Source organism: Terrabacter sp. P5_B1 (assembly GCF_056400505.1).
Window position 1 is genome coordinate 1 of sequence record NZ_JBFULD010000032.1, and the last position, 19341, is coordinate 19341.

The window sequence follows — 19341 nt, forward strand, 5'->3', positions numbered from 1 at the left end:
GTCGCGGTGTGCGGCGCCCGCGCGGCGGAACGGCACACGCCGCCGTTCCGCCACGTGGACGTCGCGGACGTGCCCGTCGAGCTGCGTGGCGCCGGGGTCGCGTCGCGGGAAGTCCGCAACTTCGGCATCCCGGGCGTGCTCGACGCCGACTCGATCATCGCCTGCGAGGTGATCACGCCGGGCGGGAACTGGAGCTCCTACCCGCCGCACAAGCACGACGAGGAGCGCCCGGGCGTCGAGACCGAGCTCGAGGAGATCTACTACTTTCAGGTGGCTCCATCGGCCGGGGCGCCGGAGGCCGCGGACGCGAGTCCCGTCGGCTACCAGCGTGTCTACGGCACCGACGAGCGCCCGATCGACGTGCTCGCCGAGGTGCGGTCGGGCGACGTCGTCCTCGTGCCGCACGGCTGGCACGGGCCCGCGATGGCCGTCCCCGGCTACGACCTCTACTACCTCAACGTCATGGCCGGCCCCGGAGCGGAGCGGGCCTGGCTCATCTGCGACGACCCCGCCCACGGCTGGGTCCGCGACACCTGGTCCGGCCAGCCGGTCGACCCCCGACTTCCCCTTGGAGGTGCTCGATGACGAGCGACACCCAGCAGGCAGCCACGGTGCGCCTGACCGTGGCCCAGGCCGTGGTCCGGTTCCTCGCGAACCAGTGGAGCGAGCGGGACGGCGAGCGGCAGAAGCTCTTCGCCGGGTGCTTCGGGATCTTCGGCCACGGCAACGTCGCCGGTATCGGCCAGGCGTTGCTGCAGAACGAGCTGGCCGACGGGGACCAGCACCTGCCCTACGTCCTGGCCCGCAACGAGCAGGCGATGGTCCACACGTCCGTGGCCTACGCCCGTCAGAAGGACCGCCTCCAGACGTGGGCGTGCACCGCCTCCGTCGGACCCGGCTCGACGAACATGCTGACGGGTGCGGCGCTGGCGACGATCAACCGGATCCCGGTGCTGCTGCTGCCGTCCGGCACGTTCGCGACCCGCGTCAGCGCCCCGGTGCTCCAGGAGCTCGAGCTGCCGTATGCGGCCGACGTGACGGTCAACGACGCCTTCCGACCGTTGTCGAGGTTCTTCGACCAGGTCAGCCGTCCGGAGCAGCTGCCGTCGGCGCTGCTCGGGGCGATGCGGGTGCTCACCGACCCCGTCGAGACCGGGGCCGTGACGATCGCACTGCCGCAGGACGTCCAGGCCGAGGCGCACGACTGGCCGGTGGAGCTCTTTGCGCCGCGCACGTGGCGGGTGGCCCGTCCGCTGCCCGAGGCGGTCGACGTCGCGGACGCCGCGGCCGTCATCCGGTCGGCGAAGCGGCCGCTCGTCGTCGCCGGTGGCGGAGTGCACTACTCGGGAGCGGAGGACGCGCTGCGCGCGTTCTGCGAGGTGACCGGCATCCCCGTCGGGGAGTCGCAGGCCGGGAAGGGCTCGCTGCCGCACGGCCACCCGCAGGAGATGGGTGCCGTCGGCTCGACCGGAACGACCGCCGCCAACGCCCTCGCCGCCGAGGCGGACGTCGTCGTCGGTATCGGCACGCGCTGGAGCGACTTCACCACGGCGTCGCGGACCGCCTTCCAGGACCACGGGGTGCGCTTCGTCAACGTCAACGTCGCCCGCTTCGACGCGGGCAAGCACGCCGGTCTGTCCGTCGTCGCCGACGCCCGGGAAGCGGTGACCGCGCTGACCGCCGCCCTCGAGGGGTATGCCGTCGACGACGCCTACCGGTCGCGCCAGGCTGCGCTGTGGGCCGAGTGGGACGCCTCGGTCGAGGCCGCCTTCCACCCCGCCGCCGAGGTGACCGACAGGCTGGCCGACGGACTGCTGACCCAGGGCCAGGTGCTCGGCGCCGTCAACGAGCTCAGCGACCCGCGCGACGTCGTGCTCTGCGCGGCCGGCTCGATGCCCGGCGACATCCACAAGCTGTGGCGGGTGAGAGACCGCAAGGCCTACCACGTCGAGTACGGCTACTCCTGCATGGGCTACGAGGTGCCCGCCTCGATCGGCATCCGGCTGTCCGACGAGTCTCGTGACGTCTTCGCGATGGTCGGCGACGGCGGCTACCTCATGATGCCGACGGAGCTCGTGACTGCGGTCCAGGAGCGGGTCAAGGTCATCGTCGTCCTCGTGCAGAACCACGGCTTCCACTCGATCGGGTCGCTCTCGGAGTCGCTCGGCTCGCAACGTTTCGGCACGAGCTACCGCTTCCGCGGCGAGTCGTCGGGGCGTCTCGACGGCGACGTGCTGCCGGTCGACCTCGCCGCCAACGCCCGCTCGCTCGGGGCGCACGTCATCGAGGTGCACTCGCTCGATGAGCTGCACCAGGCGGTCAAGGAGGCCAAGGCGTGGCCGACGGACGGCGGACCCGTCGTCATCCACGTCGAGACGGACCCGCTCGTGCACGCACCGGACAGCTCGTCGTGGTGGGACGTGCCGGTCTCGGAGGTCAGCGACCTCGACACGACGCAGACGGCATACGCCGAGTACGTCGAGCACAAGGCCACCCAGCGTCCGTTCGTCACCCCCGCCCGCATCGCCTCTGACCCGGAGTCCTCGTCATGAAGCTCGCCCTCGACCCGTACATGTTCCGCGAGACGCCGCTGCTCGAGCTGCCCTCTCTCGTGGCCGACCTCGGCTTCGAGTGGATCGAGCTCTCGCCGCGTGACGACTTCATCCCGTTCTTCAACCACCCACGCGTCGACGACGCCGGGGTCGCATCGTTCCGCAAGGCGCTCGCCGTGGCCGGTGTCGGGGTGTCCTCGGTGCTCCCGCTCTTCCGATGGTCGGGACCCGACGAGGAGGACCGTCAGGCGGCCGTGCGCTACTGGACGCGCGCCATCCAGATCGCCAGCGACCTCGGCGTCGACACGATGAACTCGGAGTTCAACGGCAACCCGCGCGAGGCCGCGGTCTGCGAGCGGATGTTCTGGCGCTCCATGGAGCAGCTGCTGCCGGTCTTCGAGAAGGAGGGGATCCGCCTCGTGCTCGAGCCGCACCCCGACGACTGGGAGGAGGACGGCAAGCGCGCCGTCGACCTCATCAAGGGGATCAACAGCGCGAACGTGTCGTTCCTCTACTGCGCGCCGCACACCTTCCACCAGGGCAACGACTGCGACGGGATCATGGACAAGGCGGGCGACCTGCTGACGATGGTCCACGTCGCCGACGCCTACGACCACACGGCGTCGTCGGGGCTGCGCTACATCGTCAACCCGCCCGGCTCACAGGTCACGGTGCACCAGCACCTCGACATCGGCCAGGGCGAGGTCGACTTCGAGCAGCTCTTCAGCGGTCTCGAGCGCATCGGCTTCGACGGCATCGTCACGTCGTGTGTCTTCGCGTGGGAGGACCGTGCCCGCGAGTCGAGCACCTACATGCGCGACTCGATCCGCTCCTACCTCGACAAGTGGGCCACCCCGGCCACGCTCGTCTCACCCTGAAGCCGGCCACCCGGCATACCCCTGAACCAGCTTGCAAGAGAAGGAAACCCTCATGAGCACGCCCACCCGCATCACCCACCTCATCGACGGCCAGTCGTGGTCCGGCACCGCCGAGCGCACGTCGCCCGTCTTCAACCCCGCGACGGGCGAGCAGACCGGCGTGCTCGACCTCGCCTCGGCCTCGCTCGTCGACGAGGTCGTCAAGAGCGCGGCCGGCGCGTGGGACGGCTGGGCCGACGCCTCGCTCGCGAAGCGGACGGCCGTGCTCTTCGCCTTCCGCGAGCTGCTCAACGACCGCAAGGAGGACATTGCCGCGCTCATCACGGCGGAGCACGGCAAGGTGCTCTCCGACGCGCTCGGTGAGGTGACCCGCGGCCTCGAGGTCGCCGAGTTCGCCTGCGGCATCCCGACGCTCATGCGTGGCGGCTTCTCCGAGAACGCCTCGACCAACGTCGACGTCTACTCGATCCGCCAGCCGCTCGGGGTCGTGGCCGTCATCTCGCCGTTCAACTTCCCGGCCATGGTGCCGATGTGGTTCATCCCCGTCGCGATCGCGTGCGGCAACGCCGTCGTGCTCAAGCCGTCGGAGAAGGACCCGTCTGCGGCGCTCGCCATCGCGGCGCTGTGGAAGGAGGCGGGGCTGCCCGACGGCGTCATGCAGGTCGTCAACGGCGACAAGGAGGCGGTCGACGCCCTGCTGACCCACCCCGACATCAAGTCGGTGTCGTTCGTCGGCTCGACCCCGATCGCGAAGTACGTCTACGAGACGGGCACGGCGCACGGCAAGCGCGTCCAGGCCCTCGGGGGCGCGAAGAACCACATGCTCGTGCTGCCCGACGCCGACCTCGACCTCGCCGCGGACGCCGCCGTCAACGCCGGCTTCGGCTCGGCGGGGGAGCGGTGCATGGCGATCTCGGCCCTCGTCGCGGTCGAGCCGATCGCCGACGAGCTGATCAGCAAGATCAAGGACCGGATGGGCAAGCTCGTCACCGGCGACGGCACCCGCGGCTGTGACATGGGCCCGCTCGTGACGTCCCAGCACCGCGACAAGGTGACGTCCTACCTCGATGCCGGGGTGTCCGAGGGGGCGACGCTGGTCGTCGACGGGCGCCGGGACGACTACGACGCGGACGGCGAGGGCTACTTCCTCGCGCCGACGCTCTTCGACAACGTCAAGCCCGGCATGTCGCTCTACGACGACGAGATCTTCGGCCCGGTGCTGTCGGTCGTGCGCGTGCACTCCTACGACGAGGGGCTGGAGCTCATCAACAGCAACCCCTACGGCAACGGCACGGCGATCTTCACGAACGACGGTGGGGCGGCCCGCAAGTTCCAGCGCAACGTCGAGGTCGGCATGGTCGGCGTCAACGTGCCGATCCCGGTGCCGGTGTCGTACTACTCCTTCGGCGGGTGGAAGAACTCCCTCTTCGGCGACACGCACGCCCACGGCATGGAGGGCGTCCACTTCTTCACCCGCGGCAAGGTCGTCACGTCGCGCTGGCTCGACCCGAGCCACGGCGGCCTCAACCTCGGCTTCCCCCAGAACGACTGACTCTTAAGACCTTTCGAGAGGAACGACCAACGATGGCCGAGTCCAAGGCCCGCAACACCGACGAGCGCTACCGCAAGCTGACGATCGGCGTCTGTCCCGACCAGTGGGGCGTGTGGTTCCCCGAGGACGACAAGCAGATCCACTGGGAGACCGCCCTCGACGAGATGGCCGAGGCCGGCTTCTCGGTGATGGAGACAGGGCCCTTCGGGTACTTCCCCAAGGACCCGAAGCGCCTGCAGGAGGAGATGGACAAGCGCGGCTTCCAGGTCGTCGCGGGCACCGGGTGGGGCATCCTCCACAAGCCGGAGGCGTGGGCCGACACGGAGAAGACGTTCCGCGAGATCGCCGAGACGCACGCGGCCGTCGGGGCGGAGTACATCGTGCACCTGCCCCCGATGTTCCGCGACGAGAAGACGTGGGACTACACCGACGACCGCGTGCTGTCGACGGAGGCGTGGAACGCCTACATCAGCAACGCCGACAGGCTCGGTCGCATCATGAAGGAGGACTACGGCCTCCAGATGGTGCTGCACCCGCACGGGGACAGCCACATCGAGACGCCGGACGACATCGACCGCGTCTTCCAGGCGACCGACCCCGACTATGTCGGCTTCTGCCTCGACACCGGCCACATCGTCTACGGCGGCGGCGACCCGATGGAGCTGTGCCGCAAGTACCCCGAGCGCATCTCCTACGTCCACATCAAGGCGATGGACGAGGGCCTCGTCAAGCAGGCGCACGACGAGGACTGGCCCTTCGGTCTCGCCGTCGCCAAGGGGTGCTCGGTCGCGCCGCCGGCCGGTGCGCCCGACATGCCGGCCTTCGTCGAGGCCCTCGCCGACCTCGACAAGGAGCTCTACGTCGTGTGCGAGCAGGACATGTACCCGTGCGACCCGACCTACCCGCTGCCCAACGCCATCCAGACCCGCGAGTACCTCGCGTCCATCGGCCTCGGCCTCCGCTGAGCCCCAGTGACGAAGGAGTCACACCAATGACCGTTCGCATCGGCATGATCGGCCCCGGCGGCATGGGGCAGGCCCACATCGACCGCATCCACACCGTCATCGCGGGCGGCCGCGTCGTCGCGGTGAGCGACGTCGACGAGGTGCGCGCGAAGGAGGTGGCCGCCCGGATCAGGGCGACGGCATACCCCGACTCGGCGAGCCTCATCGGTGCCCATGAGGTCGACGCCGTCATGATCTGCAGCTACGGCCCGGCCCACGAGGTCGACGTCCTCGCCTGCATCGCAGCCGGCAAGCCGGTCTTCTGCGAGAAGCCGCTGACGCCGACGGCTGAAGCCGCACTGCGGATCATGGAGGCCGAGCAGGCCGGCAGGCAGCGTCTCGTGACGGTCGGGTTCATGCGGCGCTTCGACCGGAGCTATCGGCAGATGAAGGCCCTGCTCGACTCGGGGGAGCTCGGCGAGACGCTCATGGTGCACTGCGCGCACCGCAACCCGACGGTCCCCGAGCACTACACGTGGGACATGGCGATCAACGACACCGCGATCCACGAGATCGACACCATGCGGTGGCTGCTGGGCGAGGAGTTCGTCTCGGCGCGCGTCGACAAGCCGAAGAAGACGTCCCTGCGCTTCGAGCACCTCCAGGACCCGCTCGTGCTCATCCTCGAGACGGAGTCGGGCGTGCGGGTCGACGACGAGATCTTCGTCAACTGCCAGTTCGGCTACGACATCCGCTGCGAGGCCGTCGCCGAGAAGGGCACGGTGTCGCTGGCCGACCAGAACGCCGTCGAGGTCCGCGACGGCTCGGGCCACCGCAACTCGATCGCCCGCGACCACAACGAGCGCTTCTGGGGGGCGTTCGTCACCGAGGTGCAGGAGTGGATCAGCGCCGTGGCGCGGGGGGAGCACACCGGCTCGACGTCGTGGGACGGGTATGCCGCGGCGTGCGTCTGCGACGCCGGTGTCCGTGCGCTCACCGACGACGGCGTCGTCAGGGTCGAGATGATCGACCAGCCCGCCTTCTACGCCTGACAGCGCCGCTCCGGTCAGGGGATGGCGATGCGGGCACGCGAACACCCCTCCCAGGCTGACGCCTCGGAGGGGTGTGGACCCTCGGTCTACCGACCGGTGTGGCCGATCGCGTGTCGGTCAGTCAGCGATCTGGAGCGCCTTGACCTCGTCGCGGGCGGCCACGATGGCGGCGTGCTGGCGGGCCACGACCTCACGGAAGCCTGCGCTCAGGTCGGCCTGCTCGGCCTTCTCGTACTCCGAGACCGCGTGGTCCTCGCCCGTGACCGCGGCACCGAGGACGCTGCCCGCGTCGTCACCGGTCAGGGCGTCCTTGAGCGAGATCCATCCGCGGTGCAGGGCCGCAGCGGCGGAGCCGCTCTCGTCCACGTCATCGCCGTACTCGTGGCCCATGGCGACGATCTCGCTCCGGAAGCCGGCGCGCTGCTCGGCGAGACGCTGCAGGGTGGTGGCCCACTCGGCGCGGTCGCTGTCCCGCAGCTTCTCGGCAGCGGAGGCGAAGCCTCGCTCGCCGTCCTTCAGGGTCTCCACGAGCTCCTTGGCGACCTTTGCGTCGTCCGACATGTGCGCTCCTTCGATCGGTGTGCTGGACTCCCGGGTCCTACCCGCCGGGGCGGTCGCGCAACCGTCACCACCGCCGTCGCTGGAGGCCCATCTGCACGCTCGATCCGTGGCCTCTCGGCGCACTAGGAGAAGAAGCCGGCCACCCCGCTGATGGCGGACCAGCCGCCGAGCACGCCTGCGACGGCAAGGGCGATGGTGCCCAGGGTCGAAGGATCCGTGCGGCGGGACCGGAAGCCCACGACGACCGCGGGGAGCGCGACGGCGAGGACGGCCACGGGAACGAGCACGTGCAGCCACAGGGGCGCCGACTCCGACCCCCCGTTCGTGACCGCGTCGGACACGTAGTAGAGCAGGAGGCTGGCGACAGCGACCCCGAACCCGAGGGCGACAGCGATCCAACCGATCCCGGAGTGCGGTGCGAACGCCTTGACCGCATTTCTCATGGGGGCGCCCCTTTCGATGGCCCGCGCGTGCTCCCCTCTGACATCGTCGCGGATGAGGCGCGCCCAGGGACACGAATGAACCGGTCAAGAGCGACATCCGGCAAGCGACCCGGGTGACGCCGGGGACGGCGATAAACGCCTGAGCCAGCCCACGAGCCGTCTCGTCAGCTGGTCGCCCAGGTCGGTGGTCTCGGCGCTGCCGCCTAGCCTTGGAGGATGGATCTCGGCCTGGACTTCGGCACCACGCACACCGTCGTGGCCCACGGCGACCGCGGCAACTACCCGGTGGTGTCCTTCCTCGACGAGGACGCCGATGCCCGTGACCACTTCCCCTCCGTCGTCGCCGACGACGCCGGCACCCTGGTCTACGGCTTCGCGGCGCTGGAGGCTGCCCGACGCGGTATGCCGTGTGCCCGCTCGTTCAAGCGCCTCCTCGCCGAGCCCCGGGTCACTCCAGAGACGCTGATGCGTCTCGGTGACCGGGAGGTGCCGCTCTTCGACGTGCTGACCGGCCACTTCTCCGCTGTGCTGGACGCGCTGCATACCGCGTCCAGCATCGAGGGCCGGCTCGACCGGACGACCCCGCCCCGCGCCATGCTGGGGGTGCCGGCCCAGGCCAACAGCGCCCAGCGCTTCCTGACCCTCGAGGCGTGCCGACGTGCTGGCTTCGACGTGGCGGGGCTGGTCAACGAGCCGTCGGCCGCCAGCTTCGAGTTCGCGCACCGGCAGGCCCGCTCGATCACCTCCCGGCGCGACCTTGTCGTCGTCTACGACCTCGGGGGCGGCACCTTCGACGCGTCGCTGCTGCGACTGTCGGGCACCCACCACGAGGTGCTCGACTCCTTCGGCGTCAACCGGCTCGGCGGCGACGACTTCGACCACGCCCTCGCAGAGGCCGCCCTGCAGGTTGCCGGCCGTTCGGGGACCGAGCTGTCCGAAGCGTCGTGGGCGAGCCTGCTCGAGGAGTGCCGCGAGGCCAAGGAGCGCATCGGTCCGCAGTCACGCAGGGTCGCGGTCGAGGTGCCCGCTGACGACGGCGGGGCCGGCACCGCGGTGACCGTCCCCGTCGACGACTTCTACGCCGCCGTGACGCCCCTGGTCACGGCGACGACCGAGGCGATGGAGCCGCTGGTGCAGTCCCTCAGCTCGCCCGACGGGGACGGTGACGAGCTCCAGGGAGTGGCCGGCATCTACATCGTCGGCGGAGCGAGCGGACTGCCGCTGGTGCCCCGGTCGCTACGGTCACGGTTCGGCCGCCGTGTGCACCGCTCACCGATGCCGGGCGCCTCCACGGCGATTGGCCTGGCCATCGCAGCCGACCCCGACGCGGGATTCTCGCTGCGCGATCGGCTCTCGCGCGGCTTCGGCGTCTTCCGTGAGCGCGAGGGCGGCGCCGCGGTGTCCTTCGACCCGGTGCTGGACCGGTCGCTCCGGACCACCGACGCGCTCGGTGACCCGGCCTCCGCCGGGCCGGTCGTCGTGACGCGCCGCTACCAGGCCGCCCACAACATCGGCTGGTTCCGGTTCGTGGAGTACTCCTCCGTCGACGACCAGGGCGAGCCCCGCGGGGACCTCGCGCCGGTGGCGCAGATCGTCTTCCCGTTCGACCCGGAGCTGCAGCGGACGGTGAGCGGGAGCGGAGGCGGCACGCCCGACGAGGCGTCGCCCTTGCGCGAGATGCCCATCGTGCGCCTCGAGGCCGGCCCGTTGCTCGAGGAGCGCTACACCGTCGACCCGGCCGGCATCATCGAGCTGTCCCTCACCGATCTCACGACCGGCTACCGCCAGGAGCACGTGCTCCACGTCTGACCCGTCTCCACCCGCGAGCTGAAGGGTGGCAGTGCGCCTCGGCAGACGGAGCAGGTCCGAGTAGGTCCGAGTAGGTCCTCAACGAGGGGGCAGTGGCGTAGCGTCCGAGGATGCGTAGCTTCCCGGTAACGGACGTCATTCGCTCCTACGCCGTCGCTCACGGAACCTGGCGTCCCGACCCTGTGGTGCGTGGGCTTCAGGCAGAGACTGCCAGGCTCGGAGACGCGGCGGGCATGCAGATCGGYGACGACCAAGGCCAGCTGCTCACCATGCTCACCCGGCTGGTCGGAGCGCGCCGGGCGGTCGAGGTGGGGACGTTCACCGGCTACTCGAGCATGTGCATCGCTCGTGGCCTGGCCGAGGGAGGTTCGTTGCTGTGTTGCGACGTCAGCGCAGAGTGGACCGAGATCGGTCGACGTGCCTGGGTCTCGGCCGGCCTCGCCGACCGGATCGAGCTGCGTATCGCGCCTGCACTCGACACCTTGCGGGCCCTGCCCGCGTCCGCCGACATCGATCTGGTCTTCATCGACGCGGACAAGCCCGGGTATGCCGCCTACTGGGAGGAGCTGGTGCCGCGGGTTCGCCCCGGCGGGCTGTTGCTGGCCGACAACGTCCTGTGGAGCGGTCGGATCACCGATCCCGACGTCACCGACACGGACACCACTGCGTTGCGCGCCTTCAACGACCTTGTCGTCACTGACGATCGGGTCGAGACCGTGGTCCTGACCGCCTTCGACGGACTGACCATCGCCCGCCGGCGGTGACGCGGGACCGCGGCGAGCGTGACCCGACGTGATGGCGCCAGACAGGACGGGGCGGCAGCCTTGCCAGACACGTTCGATGTGGATGTCGAAGACCGTGCCGTCGGTTCGACGTACGAGTGCCAAGTGACACCCCGACAACCATCTAGGAGTGACTGTCATGCCGCGTTTCATGGGATTTGTGAGAATGGAAGAGGGAATCGGCACACCGCCACAGGCACTCTTCGATGCGATGGACGCGCACATCGGCGAACGGGCCGCTGCCGGCGTGTTCCTCGACGGCGGTGGTCTGTACGGCACGGAGGACGCCGTGAACTTCGTGGTCCGCCAGGGCGAGATCAGCCAGCACGACGGACCGTACGCCGAGGCGAAAGAGGTCATCGGAGGCTGGTCGATCCTGCAGTACGACACCCTCGAAGAAGCCGTGGCCGACCAGCGGAAGTTCGCGGAGCTGCACGCCAGGTACTGGCCTGAGGTCACGGTGATCTCGACCCTGCGCCAGATCTCCACGGGCCCGGAGGCGCCTGGCGACTGAAGGTGAGGCACGACGCTGGGCGTGCCGTGACATCAGTCGGCCCCCCTCCCAAGGCTCTCCTCGCTCGGAAGGGCCCGATGGCTTCAGCGCAGGTTGTAGAACTCGCGGTGGACGTTGGCCGACTTGACGCCCGCTCGTACGAGCTCTCGTTGGAGCGTGCTCACCATCTGCTCGGGTCCGCAGAGGAAGGCCGACAGCTGGCGAGAATCCGTGTCCGCGGTCTCGAGGATGTGCGCGGCAGTCAGTCGTGGCGAGGCCGTGGTGTCGACGAGGTGTAGGTGGAGCTCGTCGTGGTGGTCCGTGAGGTGGGCGACCTCGTCGGCGAGGGGAGCGGGTCCGCGGGCCGTGTAGAAGAAGTCGACCCGGTGCGGCAGCCCGCCGGGCTCCGCGGAGCGGAGCCAGCTGAGCATGGGGGAGACGCCGATGCCCCCGGCGACCCACACCTGGTGCTCCCTGCCGCGGGTGTAGTCGAAGTGCCCCTGCGGGCTGCTGATGACGGCCGGCATACCGGGCTCGATGAGCTCGCCGATGCTCGAGGTGAAGTCGCCGAGCGCGCGCACGGTGATGCGGACCTGCTGCTCCTGGGGGCCGCTGGCGATGGTGAAGGGGTGGCGGTGCCAGCCGTCCCGGGCCTCGAGGTTGACCAGGGCGAACTGTCCCGGGCGGAAGGCGAAGCGATCCCCGAGCGGTCGCAGCCAGATCTCGTAGGAGGCGTCGTCGATGGGCTCGACCGATGACACCTCGTAGTCGTGGGTGTGGGCGATGTGCCGTGCCAGCAGCTCGCGATACAGGTAGAAGGCGAGCCCGACGCCCCCCACGACGAGATAGGAACAGCGCAACAGCTGCGAGCCGAAGACGGTCGAGTCCATGACACCGTGCACGAAGCCGAAGGCGAGGAAGGCGCCGGTGAGCCGGTGAAACCCCCGCCACAGCCCGTAGCCGCCGACCCGCCGCCCGACGAGCTGGACCACGGATGTCTCCATGAGGCGCTCCACCGGATGGCGCAGGCGGCGAGGGGTGAGAGAGCGCCAGCGCGGGGCGATGGCCCAGACGGTCAGCGTGGCGAGGCCCACGATGCCGATCGTGCCGAGCGTCGGGCCGAGGTGGGTGGGGTGGCGGTTGCCTGTCGTGGCGATGTGGACGCCGACGAGGATCGTGCCGGCGATGGCGACGCGGCGGTGCCACATGGCGGCCTTGTCGACCCCGTCGAAGAACTGCTCCACCCAGCGCAGGGTGCTGATGAGGACGAGGCCGACCGACATGAGCAGGACGCCCTCGGCCCCGACCAGCTGGCCGACGAACGGCCCCACCTCCCCACGTGGCCGAGCGAGCAACCAGAGCACCGCGAAACCGATGACGAGTGTGGCGATCGAGGCGGAACCGACCACGCGTGTCACGGTGTGCGATCCGCGGTAGGGCCGCCGGTGTCGCACCGAGGTCCGGACGGCCATGCTCCCCCCTTCCGCTCCGAGGCGCGCGGCATCGCGCACGAGCACCACTGACGTACCCGCCCGGCCCCGGGCGGTGAGCGGCAAAGCGATGCAGCCTCCGGGGCGCCCGGTGCGCCTGATGCAGGGCCCGCCCCGGCGACTTCACCGAAATGTCCCGGAGAGCTCTTCGGCAGTTCACCGGATTCGCAGGGCGCTCGCAGAAAGGTCTGAGGCGTCTGACAACTCACCTTCGGACACCTGAGTCCCCATGCGCGAGAGGCTTCTCCGTGAACACTCCCTCCCTCATCAGGGCCGGGCTCGTCGGCACGCTCGCCGCGGCCGCCGCCCTCGCCCTCGGCGGCTCCTCTGCCGATGCGCACGGCGGCCTGCCGGTCGTCGACGTCCCACACGCCAACCCGAAGTTCGGCGTCCAGAACAACGTCCTGGGGCCGTCGGCCACCCAGACGTCGGTCGCCTGGGGCAACCTGCCCCTGACGAACCCCGACACCGCCAACGGGGTCACGCACTACGGCTACAACACGCTCGACGGTGCGCCGCTCACCCAGACGACGAACGAGGCCCACAAGACGGAGCCCGACAAGAACGTCTACCTCGTCCTCGGCGGCAAGCACTACCTCTACCAGGGCCACGAGATCGGTCCGCGCGGCTACGTCACGCGCATCAACCTCGACGAGACGGACCCGCACAAGCGGGTCACGCTCATCTCCGACACCGACTCGGGCGGCAACGCCTACCCGACGATCGACGGCATCATGTGGGACCCGTTCAGCCAGCAGCTGCTCCTCACGGCGGAGTCGAGCTCACCCAGGGGCGGCGTCTTCGGCGTCGGTCTCGACGCCAAGGGCGACCCGGTCGACGGCGGCAGGGCGACGCGCCTGGGCGCCCTCGGCTCGGGTGGCTACGAGGGCATCCAGAACGACGCCGACGGYAACGTCTGGATGGTCGAGGACATCGGCGGGGCGGCTGCGGGTGGCGGCAAGGTCCCCAACAGCTTCGTCTACCGCTTCGTCCCGACCGACAAGACCGACCTCACCAAGGGGGGCAAGCTCCAGGCCCTGCAGATCCAGCGCTGCGACGGGTCCCCGGCCACGACGTCGCAGCTCCAGTCCAACCCGTCGGACCCCTTCATCGGCGAGCTTCACACGTACGGTTCGTCCTTCACCACGAGGTGGGTCACCATCCACACGGGCACGACGGAGGCCTTCGACGCCACAGCCGCCGCGAAGCCCGCCGACGCCACGCCGCTCAAGCGCCCCGAGAACGGCGTCTTCCGTCCCGGCACCGGCTTCAAGGAGTTCTACTTCACCGAGACCGGCGACACGAGCACCTCGAGCACCCTCCCTGGTGCGTACGGCGGCGTCTTCCGCATCTCGCAGCAGAGCGCCGGCGCCGACACCGGTCACATCTCGATCGCCGCGGTCGGCGACAAGGAGCACACCGGCTTCGACAACATCGCCTTCGCGACGGCCGACGACCTCCTCGTCGTCGAGGACGCCGGCGACAGCCTCCACACCCAGCGCAACGCGCTGGACTCCGGTTACGTCTTCGACCTCGGCCACGATCGCGAGGATGAGGGGTCGTATGCCGCGGCCCGCGGCCGCGCTCCACGGCCCGTTCGCTTCCTCGCCGAGGGCCGCGACGCGTCGGCGACGTTCGACGCGATGGGCGGACCGGCCTACAACGACGGCGACAACGAGATCACCGGTATCCACGTGTCCGACGGCGACCCGACGGTGGCCGGGCTCCTCGGCGCCAAGCTGCCCCGCCCCACGACGTCGCCGGCGTGGCGCACCTTCTGGACCCAGCAGCACGGCGACAACACGACGTGGGAGATCAGCTGGAACGGCAGCTGACGACCGGTTCGAGGCGGCCGGCCCGCGGAGTTCGCGGGTCGGCGACCTCGACCTGGAGCAGGCGCTGGCGGATCGGGCCCGGCATGTCGGCGTCGAGGGCTACGGTCGGCGCATGGCCGACAAGCTCACGCGTCGGGCGGCGTCCGACGCACTGCCCACCTGGCGGTTCCTGCTCCAGCGGATGCACCTCACGGTGCGCGCTGCCGATGCGGCGGCCGCCTTCGCCTTCGTCGCGCGTGTCGCCGAGGCGACGGCGAGCCTCGGTCGATCGCCCGACCTCGACGTGCGGGGCGACGTCGTCCATCTGGTCGTGTCGACCGAGCAGGCCGGTGGGGTGACGGCCCACGACATCGCCGTCGGGCGGGCCGTCGACGCGGTCGTCGCCGAGATGGGTCTGCAGTCCGAGCCCGGCACGTTGACCGTGGTCGAGATCGCCATCGACGCCATGGACATCGATGCCGTCCGGCCCTTCTGGGACGCCGTCCTCGGCTGGGACGTCATCGCCCGCAACGACGTGCAGGACCCGCTCCGGTTGGGCCCGGCGGTCTGGTTCCAGCAGATGGACGAGCCCCGGCCACAGCGCAACCGGATCCACCTCGACGTCACCGTCGCGCACGACGAGGCCGCCGGGCGCATCGAGCGAGCTCTTGCGGCGGGTGGGCGTCTCGTCTCCGACGCGAGCGCGCCGGCCTTCTGGATCCTCGCCGACCCCGAGGGCAACGAGGCGTGTGTGTGCACGTGGCAGGGCCGCGACCCCGTTCCCGGCGACTGAGGCGTCGTTGGGCCGTGCAGGAAGGGCGACATCGCCTGCCGTGTCGCCGGGCTGCCGTCGTCGGCCTCGAAGGCCGCCTTCGCGTCCGTGAATACGGCTCCGCATTGCGGAGGGCCGCCCGTGCGTCCCACTCGTCGTCGGTCACGTCGAGGCCCCACGGCCGCGGTGCCCGCGGTGACGAGCACCGGGCGACGGACCCGCGAAGGATGCCGGGCGGCATACACGAGGGTGACCGAGCCGCCGACCGAATGGCTGAGGAGCTCCCCGGATCCGTCGACGCGATAGGTGAGCTCGCTCCCGTCGTCGACGTGTAGGTCGGCATGGGCCCCAACGTGCCAGAGGCGTGCCCCTCGGCGCGCCCGGGTCTCGGTCTTTCAGCCCGCTCGAGTGGCATCCTCGGCGGYGAGGACGACGAGATCGGCGACCTCGTCGGGGTGGGTGAAGAGGTTGTTGTGCGATCCGCCGAGCCGGGACGTCCGCACGGTCGGCGCCGCGCGGGCCGAGAGGGCCAGCTGCTCGAGCCAGTGGCCCGGGACGAAGGCGTCGTGCACACCGGCGGTCACCGTCACGGGCACCGGGAGGCGTGCGATGCGCTGGTCGGGCGCATCACGCAGGCCCGAGCGCAGGATCGCGACGATGGCAGCGCGGCCGCGGTAGAGCTCGGCCGGGTCGAACTCGTCCGGACGGTCGTCGCGATACGCGAACGGAGTGGCCGCTGCGAGCGTCGGCAGGCGCCGCTGCTCCGGTGCGAAAGTCGGGCCGGCCAGGACGACGGAGAAGGCTCGCCGGCGGGCGCTCAGCGCGAGACCGGCGGTCAGGGCCGCCTGCGCACCCGTCGAGTGACCCAGCACGACGACCGGGCGTCGGGCCGCTGTCGCCTCGATCCAGCGGGCGGCGGTCAGCCCGATGGCGTGGATGCCCGGGCGCGTCGGCCACGGACGGCCCGAGCCGAAGCCGGGCAGGTCGAGCACGGTGGCGTCGAGCCCGCGGGCGACGAGCGCCCGGGCCGTCGCCAGCGTGTAGAAGGGGAGTCCCAGACCGGGCACGACGACGACGAGCGGCTTCGCGCTGGCCGGCTGTTCACCCACCGACAGCGACCGCACGACTCGGCCCTGCACCGTCGTCAGGTGCTCGTGCACGTCCGGTCCGAGGTCGCGTCCCCTCATGCGGGTGCCGTCCGCGAGAGGCGTGCCGTGCTGGCACGCACGACGAGCTGGGGCTCGATGACGGTGCGCCCGGGAGCCGGGGTGGTCGCGGCCGYTCCSTCGAGGCGGTCCGCGAGAGAGCGCACCGCCTCTGCCCCGAGCCGGTCTGCATCCTGGCGCACCGTCGTCAGTGCGACGTGTGGATAGCCGGCCTCGGTGATGTCGTCGAACCCGACGACCGACACGTCCTCGGGCACGCGCACCCCCGCCTGCCGGACGACGTCGATGAACCCGATGGCGCACCGGTCGTTGAAGGCGGCGACGGCGGTGGGCCGCTCCTCTGCGCCGAGGGCGAGGAACACCCGCGCGGCCGCGGCCCCTTCGAGCTCGGTGAGGCCCGCGGGCAGGGCGACCTCAGGGAGCCCCGGCGAGCGTCGCATGGCCGTGCGGTAGCCGCGCCGCCGGTCGGCCGCGCCTGCCGTGCGGCCGCCGTCGAGCAGGGCGATGCGGGTGTGGCCCARACTCCGCAGGTGCTCGACGGCGAGACGCAGGCCGGAGTCGTCGTCGGTGCGCACGACGCCGACCTCTTCGCCGGAGACCCGGCGCAGGACACTGACGACCGGCACCCGCGTCGCGAGGCGGCCGAGCTGCGTGGCGGACTGGGTGCTGCCGAGCAGGACGATGCCCTCGCACCGCTCGGCGAGCAGCGTCTCGACGGCGGCTCCCTCCGACCGTGAGGGCGTGACGCCGCTCAGGACGAGCTCGTAGGCCGCCGCATCCGCGTGGACGTAGAGGCTCTCCAGCAGGTCGCCGTGGAAGGCGTGCCCGACGCGGAAGGTGACCCCGAGCGTCCGGGTCCGGCTGCTGCCGAGTCGACTGGCGCGGGTGTCGGGGCGGTAGTCGAGCTCGCGCGCCGCCGCGAGCACGCGCTCCCGTGTGGCGTCCGAGGCGCCCTGGACTCCGCGGAAGACGATCGACACGAGGGCGCGGGAGACGCCGGCCCGCGCGGCGACGTGCTCCATCGTGACCTTCGCTGATCCCACGCTGGCGACTCTAGAGCGCTCCACAACAATCGACCAAGCCCTTGACGGGCATGGCGGGGAGCGGCTTCACTGGATAGGTCACTAGAGCGCTCTAGTGCCCACCTGCGAAGGAGCAGTCATGACGCGCATCGCCCCTGTCCGGTTCGGGCTCATCGGAGCCGGCCGCATCGGGACCCACCACGCCACCACCTTGGCGCGCCGCCTCGGCGAGGCCGAGCTGGTCGCCGTCGCCGACGTCCAGGCCCCCGCCGCCGAGCGCCTCGGCGAGTCGCTCGGCGTCGACTGGCTGACCGACCCGCAGGCGCTCATCGACGACCCGCGGGTCGAGGCGGTCGCCATCACGTGTGCGAGCACCGCCCACGCCGACCTCGTCGTCGCGGCGGCCGAGGCCGGCAAGGCCGCCTTCGTCGAGAAGCCGATGGCGATGACCCTCGCCGACGCGGACCGGGCCATCGCCTCGAGCCGGGCTGCCGGCATACCCCTGCAGGTGGGCTTCAACCGGCGCTTCGCGCGCGACTTCGCCACGGCCCACGAGACGGTGGCTGCCGGCGGCATCGGCACGCCCCAGCTGCTGCGCTCGCTGACCCGTGACCCGGGGCTCGCCAACCCGGCCGGCGTGCCGCTGTGGACGATCTTCACGCAGACGCTCATCCATGACTTCGACATGCTCAACTGGTTCAACTCCGGCGCGACGGCCGTCGAGGTCTCCGTCATGGCCGACGCGCTCGTCGCTCCCGACTTCAAGGATGCCGGCCTGCTCGACACCGCCGTCGTCACGATCCGCTACGACAACGGCGCCATTGCCGTCGCGGAGGCGAGCTTCTCCGCGGCCTACGGCTACGACGTACGCGGCGAGGTCTTCGGCTCGGCCGGCATGGTCACGGCGGGCAGCCCCGCCCACCTCAGCACCGCCCACTGGAGCGCCGCCGGCGTCTCCAGCCCGACGGCCCGCGCCGACACCGACCTCTTCACCGACGCGTATGCCGGCGAGCTCGCGGCCTTCTGCGCCGCCGTCCGTGCCGGCACCCCGACGCAGGTGGGCGGCGAGGACGCGCGTGCCGCGCTCCGGATCGCGCTCGCCTGCATCGAAGCCGTCGAGACCCGCAGCACCGTGGCCGTGCGCGACACCGACCGGGCGGGCGTCTGATGGCGTCAGCGGGCGCGAGCCCTTTCACGCTCGCCGTCAGTGCCGAGATGGTCTTCGTCGACCTGCCCTTCGCGGAACGCGTGCGCCGCATCCACGAGCTCGGTTTCCAGGTCGAGATCTGGGACTGGACGCGCCACGACATCGACGAGCTCGAGTCCCTGCGCGAGGAGGGCGTCGTCTACTCCTCGATGACCGGCTACGTGCGCGGGCGCCTTTCCGATGCCGAGGGCGCCGACGAGCTGCTCACGACGGCGGCCGAGTCGGTGCCCGTGGCCGAGCGGCTCGGCATCCCTCGGCTCAACCTGCACGGAACGGGCCTCGACGACCGAGGTCTGCCCGTCCGACCCGAGCCGGTCGCCACCGGTCCGATGTGGCTGACCGCGCAGCGCACGCTCGGCCGCGTCGCCGCGCTGGGGCAGCGCGTGGGAGTCATGTTCGTCCTCGAGAACCTCAACACGGCCGTCGACCACCCCGGCGTGCCCTTCGCGACCGCCGCCGACTGCCTGGCCCTCGTCGAGGCCGTCGCCAGCCCGCACCTGAAGCTGATGCTCGACCTCTACCACGCGCAGATCGGCGAGGGGAACCTCATCGAGCTGTGCCGACGGGCCCTCCCGCACATCGGGGAGATCCAGGTCGCCGACGTGCCGGGGCGCCGCGAACCAGGCACCGGCGAGATCGCCTACCCCGCGATCGCTCGGGCGCTCGTGGACATGGGGTATGCCGGTCCGGTCGGCCTCGAGGGCTGGGCGTCGGGCGACGACGAGCTCGCCCTCAAGCGGTTCCGCGACGCCTTCAGTGGGTGAGTCGGGCCTCGCCGTGCGCGGTGAGCCGGCCGTGCAGCTC

The 19341-nt window shown here is 70.9% G+C and carries 18 protein-coding genes; 13 read left to right on the plus strand and 5 right to left on the minus strand.

Going from position 1 to position 19341, the window contains the following annotated elements; translation table 11 throughout:
• The 6 genes from iolB to AC1DP0_RS04270 all read left to right on the plus strand — a co-directional run.
• A partial coding sequence (gene iolB / locus AC1DP0_RS04245) for a 5-deoxy-glucuronate isomerase (protein ID WP_478082637.1) occupies positions 1–585 on the plus strand: 585 nt, incomplete at its 5' end.
• Positions 582–2552 (plus strand): 3D-(3,5/4)-trihydroxycyclohexane-1,2-dione acylhydrolase (decyclizing), encoded by a 1971-nt coding sequence (gene iolD, locus AC1DP0_RS04250; RefSeq protein ID WP_478082638.1) that lies wholly within the window; start codon positions 582–584, stop codon positions 2550–2552. The genes iolB and iolD, both read left to right, overlap by 4 nt.
• Positions 2549–3430: a sugar phosphate isomerase/epimerase family protein gene (locus tag AC1DP0_RS04255; RefSeq protein ID WP_478082639.1), complete on the plus strand. Its 882-nt coding sequence runs from the start codon at positions 2549–2551 to the stop codon at positions 3428–3430. The genes iolD and AC1DP0_RS04255 overlap by 4 nt, the downstream gene beginning before the upstream one ends.
• 52 nt (positions 3431–3482) lie before the next feature.
• Positions 3483–4982: a CoA-acylating methylmalonate-semialdehyde dehydrogenase gene (locus AC1DP0_RS04260; RefSeq protein WP_478082640.1), complete on the plus strand. Its 1500-nt coding sequence runs from the start codon at positions 3483–3485 to the stop codon at positions 4980–4982.
• Positions 4983–5014: 32 nt separating this feature from the next.
• On the plus strand, positions 5015–5947 hold the full coding sequence (locus AC1DP0_RS04265; RefSeq protein WP_478082641.1) for a TIM barrel protein: 933 nt from the start codon (positions 5015–5017) through the stop codon (positions 5945–5947).
• 26 nt (positions 5948–5973) lie between these two features.
• On the plus strand, positions 5974–6978 hold the full coding sequence (locus tag AC1DP0_RS04270) for a Gfo/Idh/MocA family protein (protein ID WP_478082642.1): 1005 nt from the start codon (positions 5974–5976) through the stop codon (positions 6976–6978).
• Between the two features lie 117 nt (positions 6979–7095).
• Here AC1DP0_RS04270 and AC1DP0_RS04275 read toward each other — a convergent pair whose 3' ends face one another.
• Both AC1DP0_RS04275 and AC1DP0_RS04280 read right to left on the minus strand, forming a co-directional pair.
• Positions 7096–7539, minus strand: coding sequence for a PA2169 family four-helix-bundle protein (locus AC1DP0_RS04275; protein WP_478082643.1), 444 nt, complete (start codon positions 7537–7539; stop codon positions 7096–7098).
• Between the two features lie 122 nt (positions 7540–7661).
• Positions 7662–7982 carry a hypothetical protein gene (locus AC1DP0_RS04280; RefSeq protein ID WP_478082644.1) on the minus strand — a complete coding sequence of 107 codons (321 nt, stop codon included), beginning with the start codon at positions 7980–7982 and terminating at the stop codon, positions 7662–7664.
• 216 nt (positions 7983–8198) lie between these two features.
• Between AC1DP0_RS04280 and AC1DP0_RS04285 the strand changes: the two genes are divergently transcribed.
• The 3 genes from AC1DP0_RS04285 (at position 8199) to AC1DP0_RS04295 (ending at position 11087) form a co-directional block, all read left to right on the plus strand.
• The gene (locus AC1DP0_RS04285; protein ID WP_478082645.1) at positions 8199–9791 is read left to right on the plus strand and encodes an Hsp70 family protein; all 1593 of its coding nucleotides are present in this window, start codon (positions 8199–8201) and stop codon (positions 9789–9791) included.
• Positions 9792–9901: 110 nt separating this feature from the next.
• Positions 9902–10555, plus strand: a complete 654-nt coding sequence (locus AC1DP0_RS04290; protein WP_478082646.1) for an O-methyltransferase — start codon at positions 9902–9904, stop codon at positions 10553–10555.
• A gap of 157 nt (positions 10556–10712) precedes the next feature.
• On the plus strand, positions 10713–11087 hold the full coding sequence (locus AC1DP0_RS04295) for a YciI family protein (RefSeq protein ID WP_478082647.1): 375 nt from the start codon (positions 10713–10715) through the stop codon (positions 11085–11087).
• 83 nt (positions 11088–11170) lie between these two features.
• Here the strand turns inward: AC1DP0_RS04295 and AC1DP0_RS04300 are convergent, their stop codons facing one another.
• Complete coding sequence (locus tag AC1DP0_RS04300; protein WP_478082648.1) at positions 11171–12538, minus strand: ferredoxin reductase family protein; 1368 nt, start codon at positions 12536–12538, stop codon at positions 11171–11173.
• A 266-nt stretch (positions 12539–12804) separates the two neighbouring features.
• Between AC1DP0_RS04300 and AC1DP0_RS04305 the strand changes: the two genes are divergently transcribed.
• Both AC1DP0_RS04305 and AC1DP0_RS04310 read left to right on the plus strand, forming a co-directional pair.
• Positions 12805–14391, plus strand: coding sequence for an alkaline phosphatase PhoX (locus AC1DP0_RS04305; RefSeq protein ID WP_478082649.1), 1587 nt, complete (start codon positions 12805–12807; stop codon positions 14389–14391).
• 112 nt (positions 14392–14503) lie between these two features.
• The gene (locus tag AC1DP0_RS04310; protein WP_478082650.1) at positions 14504–15163 is read left to right on the plus strand and encodes a VOC family protein; all 660 of its coding nucleotides are present in this window, start codon (positions 14504–14506) and stop codon (positions 15161–15163) included.
• Positions 15164–15537: 374 nt separating this feature from the next.
• Here the strand turns inward: AC1DP0_RS04310 and AC1DP0_RS04315 are convergent, their stop codons facing one another.
• Positions 15538–16329, minus strand: a complete 792-nt coding sequence (locus AC1DP0_RS04315) for an alpha/beta fold hydrolase (protein ID WP_478082651.1) — start codon at positions 16327–16329, stop codon at positions 15538–15540.
• Positions 16326–17351 carry a LacI family DNA-binding transcriptional regulator gene (locus AC1DP0_RS04320; protein ID WP_478082652.1) on the minus strand — a complete coding sequence of 342 codons (1026 nt, stop codon included), beginning with the start codon at positions 17349–17351 and terminating at the stop codon, positions 16326–16328. Before AC1DP0_RS04320 ends, AC1DP0_RS04315 begins: the two co-directional genes overlap by 4 nt.
• Positions 17352–17469: 118 nt before the next feature.
• On the opposite strand from AC1DP0_RS04320, the gene AC1DP0_RS04325 reads away from it, so the two are divergent.
• Positions 17470–18498 (plus strand): Gfo/Idh/MocA family oxidoreductase, encoded by a 1029-nt coding sequence (locus tag AC1DP0_RS04325; protein WP_478082653.1) that lies wholly within the window; start codon positions 17470–17472, stop codon positions 18496–18498.
• Positions 18498–19301, plus strand: coding sequence for a TIM barrel protein (locus tag AC1DP0_RS04330; protein ID WP_478082654.1), 804 nt, complete (start codon positions 18498–18500; stop codon positions 19299–19301). Before AC1DP0_RS04325 ends, AC1DP0_RS04330 begins: the two co-directional genes overlap by 1 nt.
• The last annotated feature ends 40 nt before the right edge of the window (positions 19302–19341 follow it).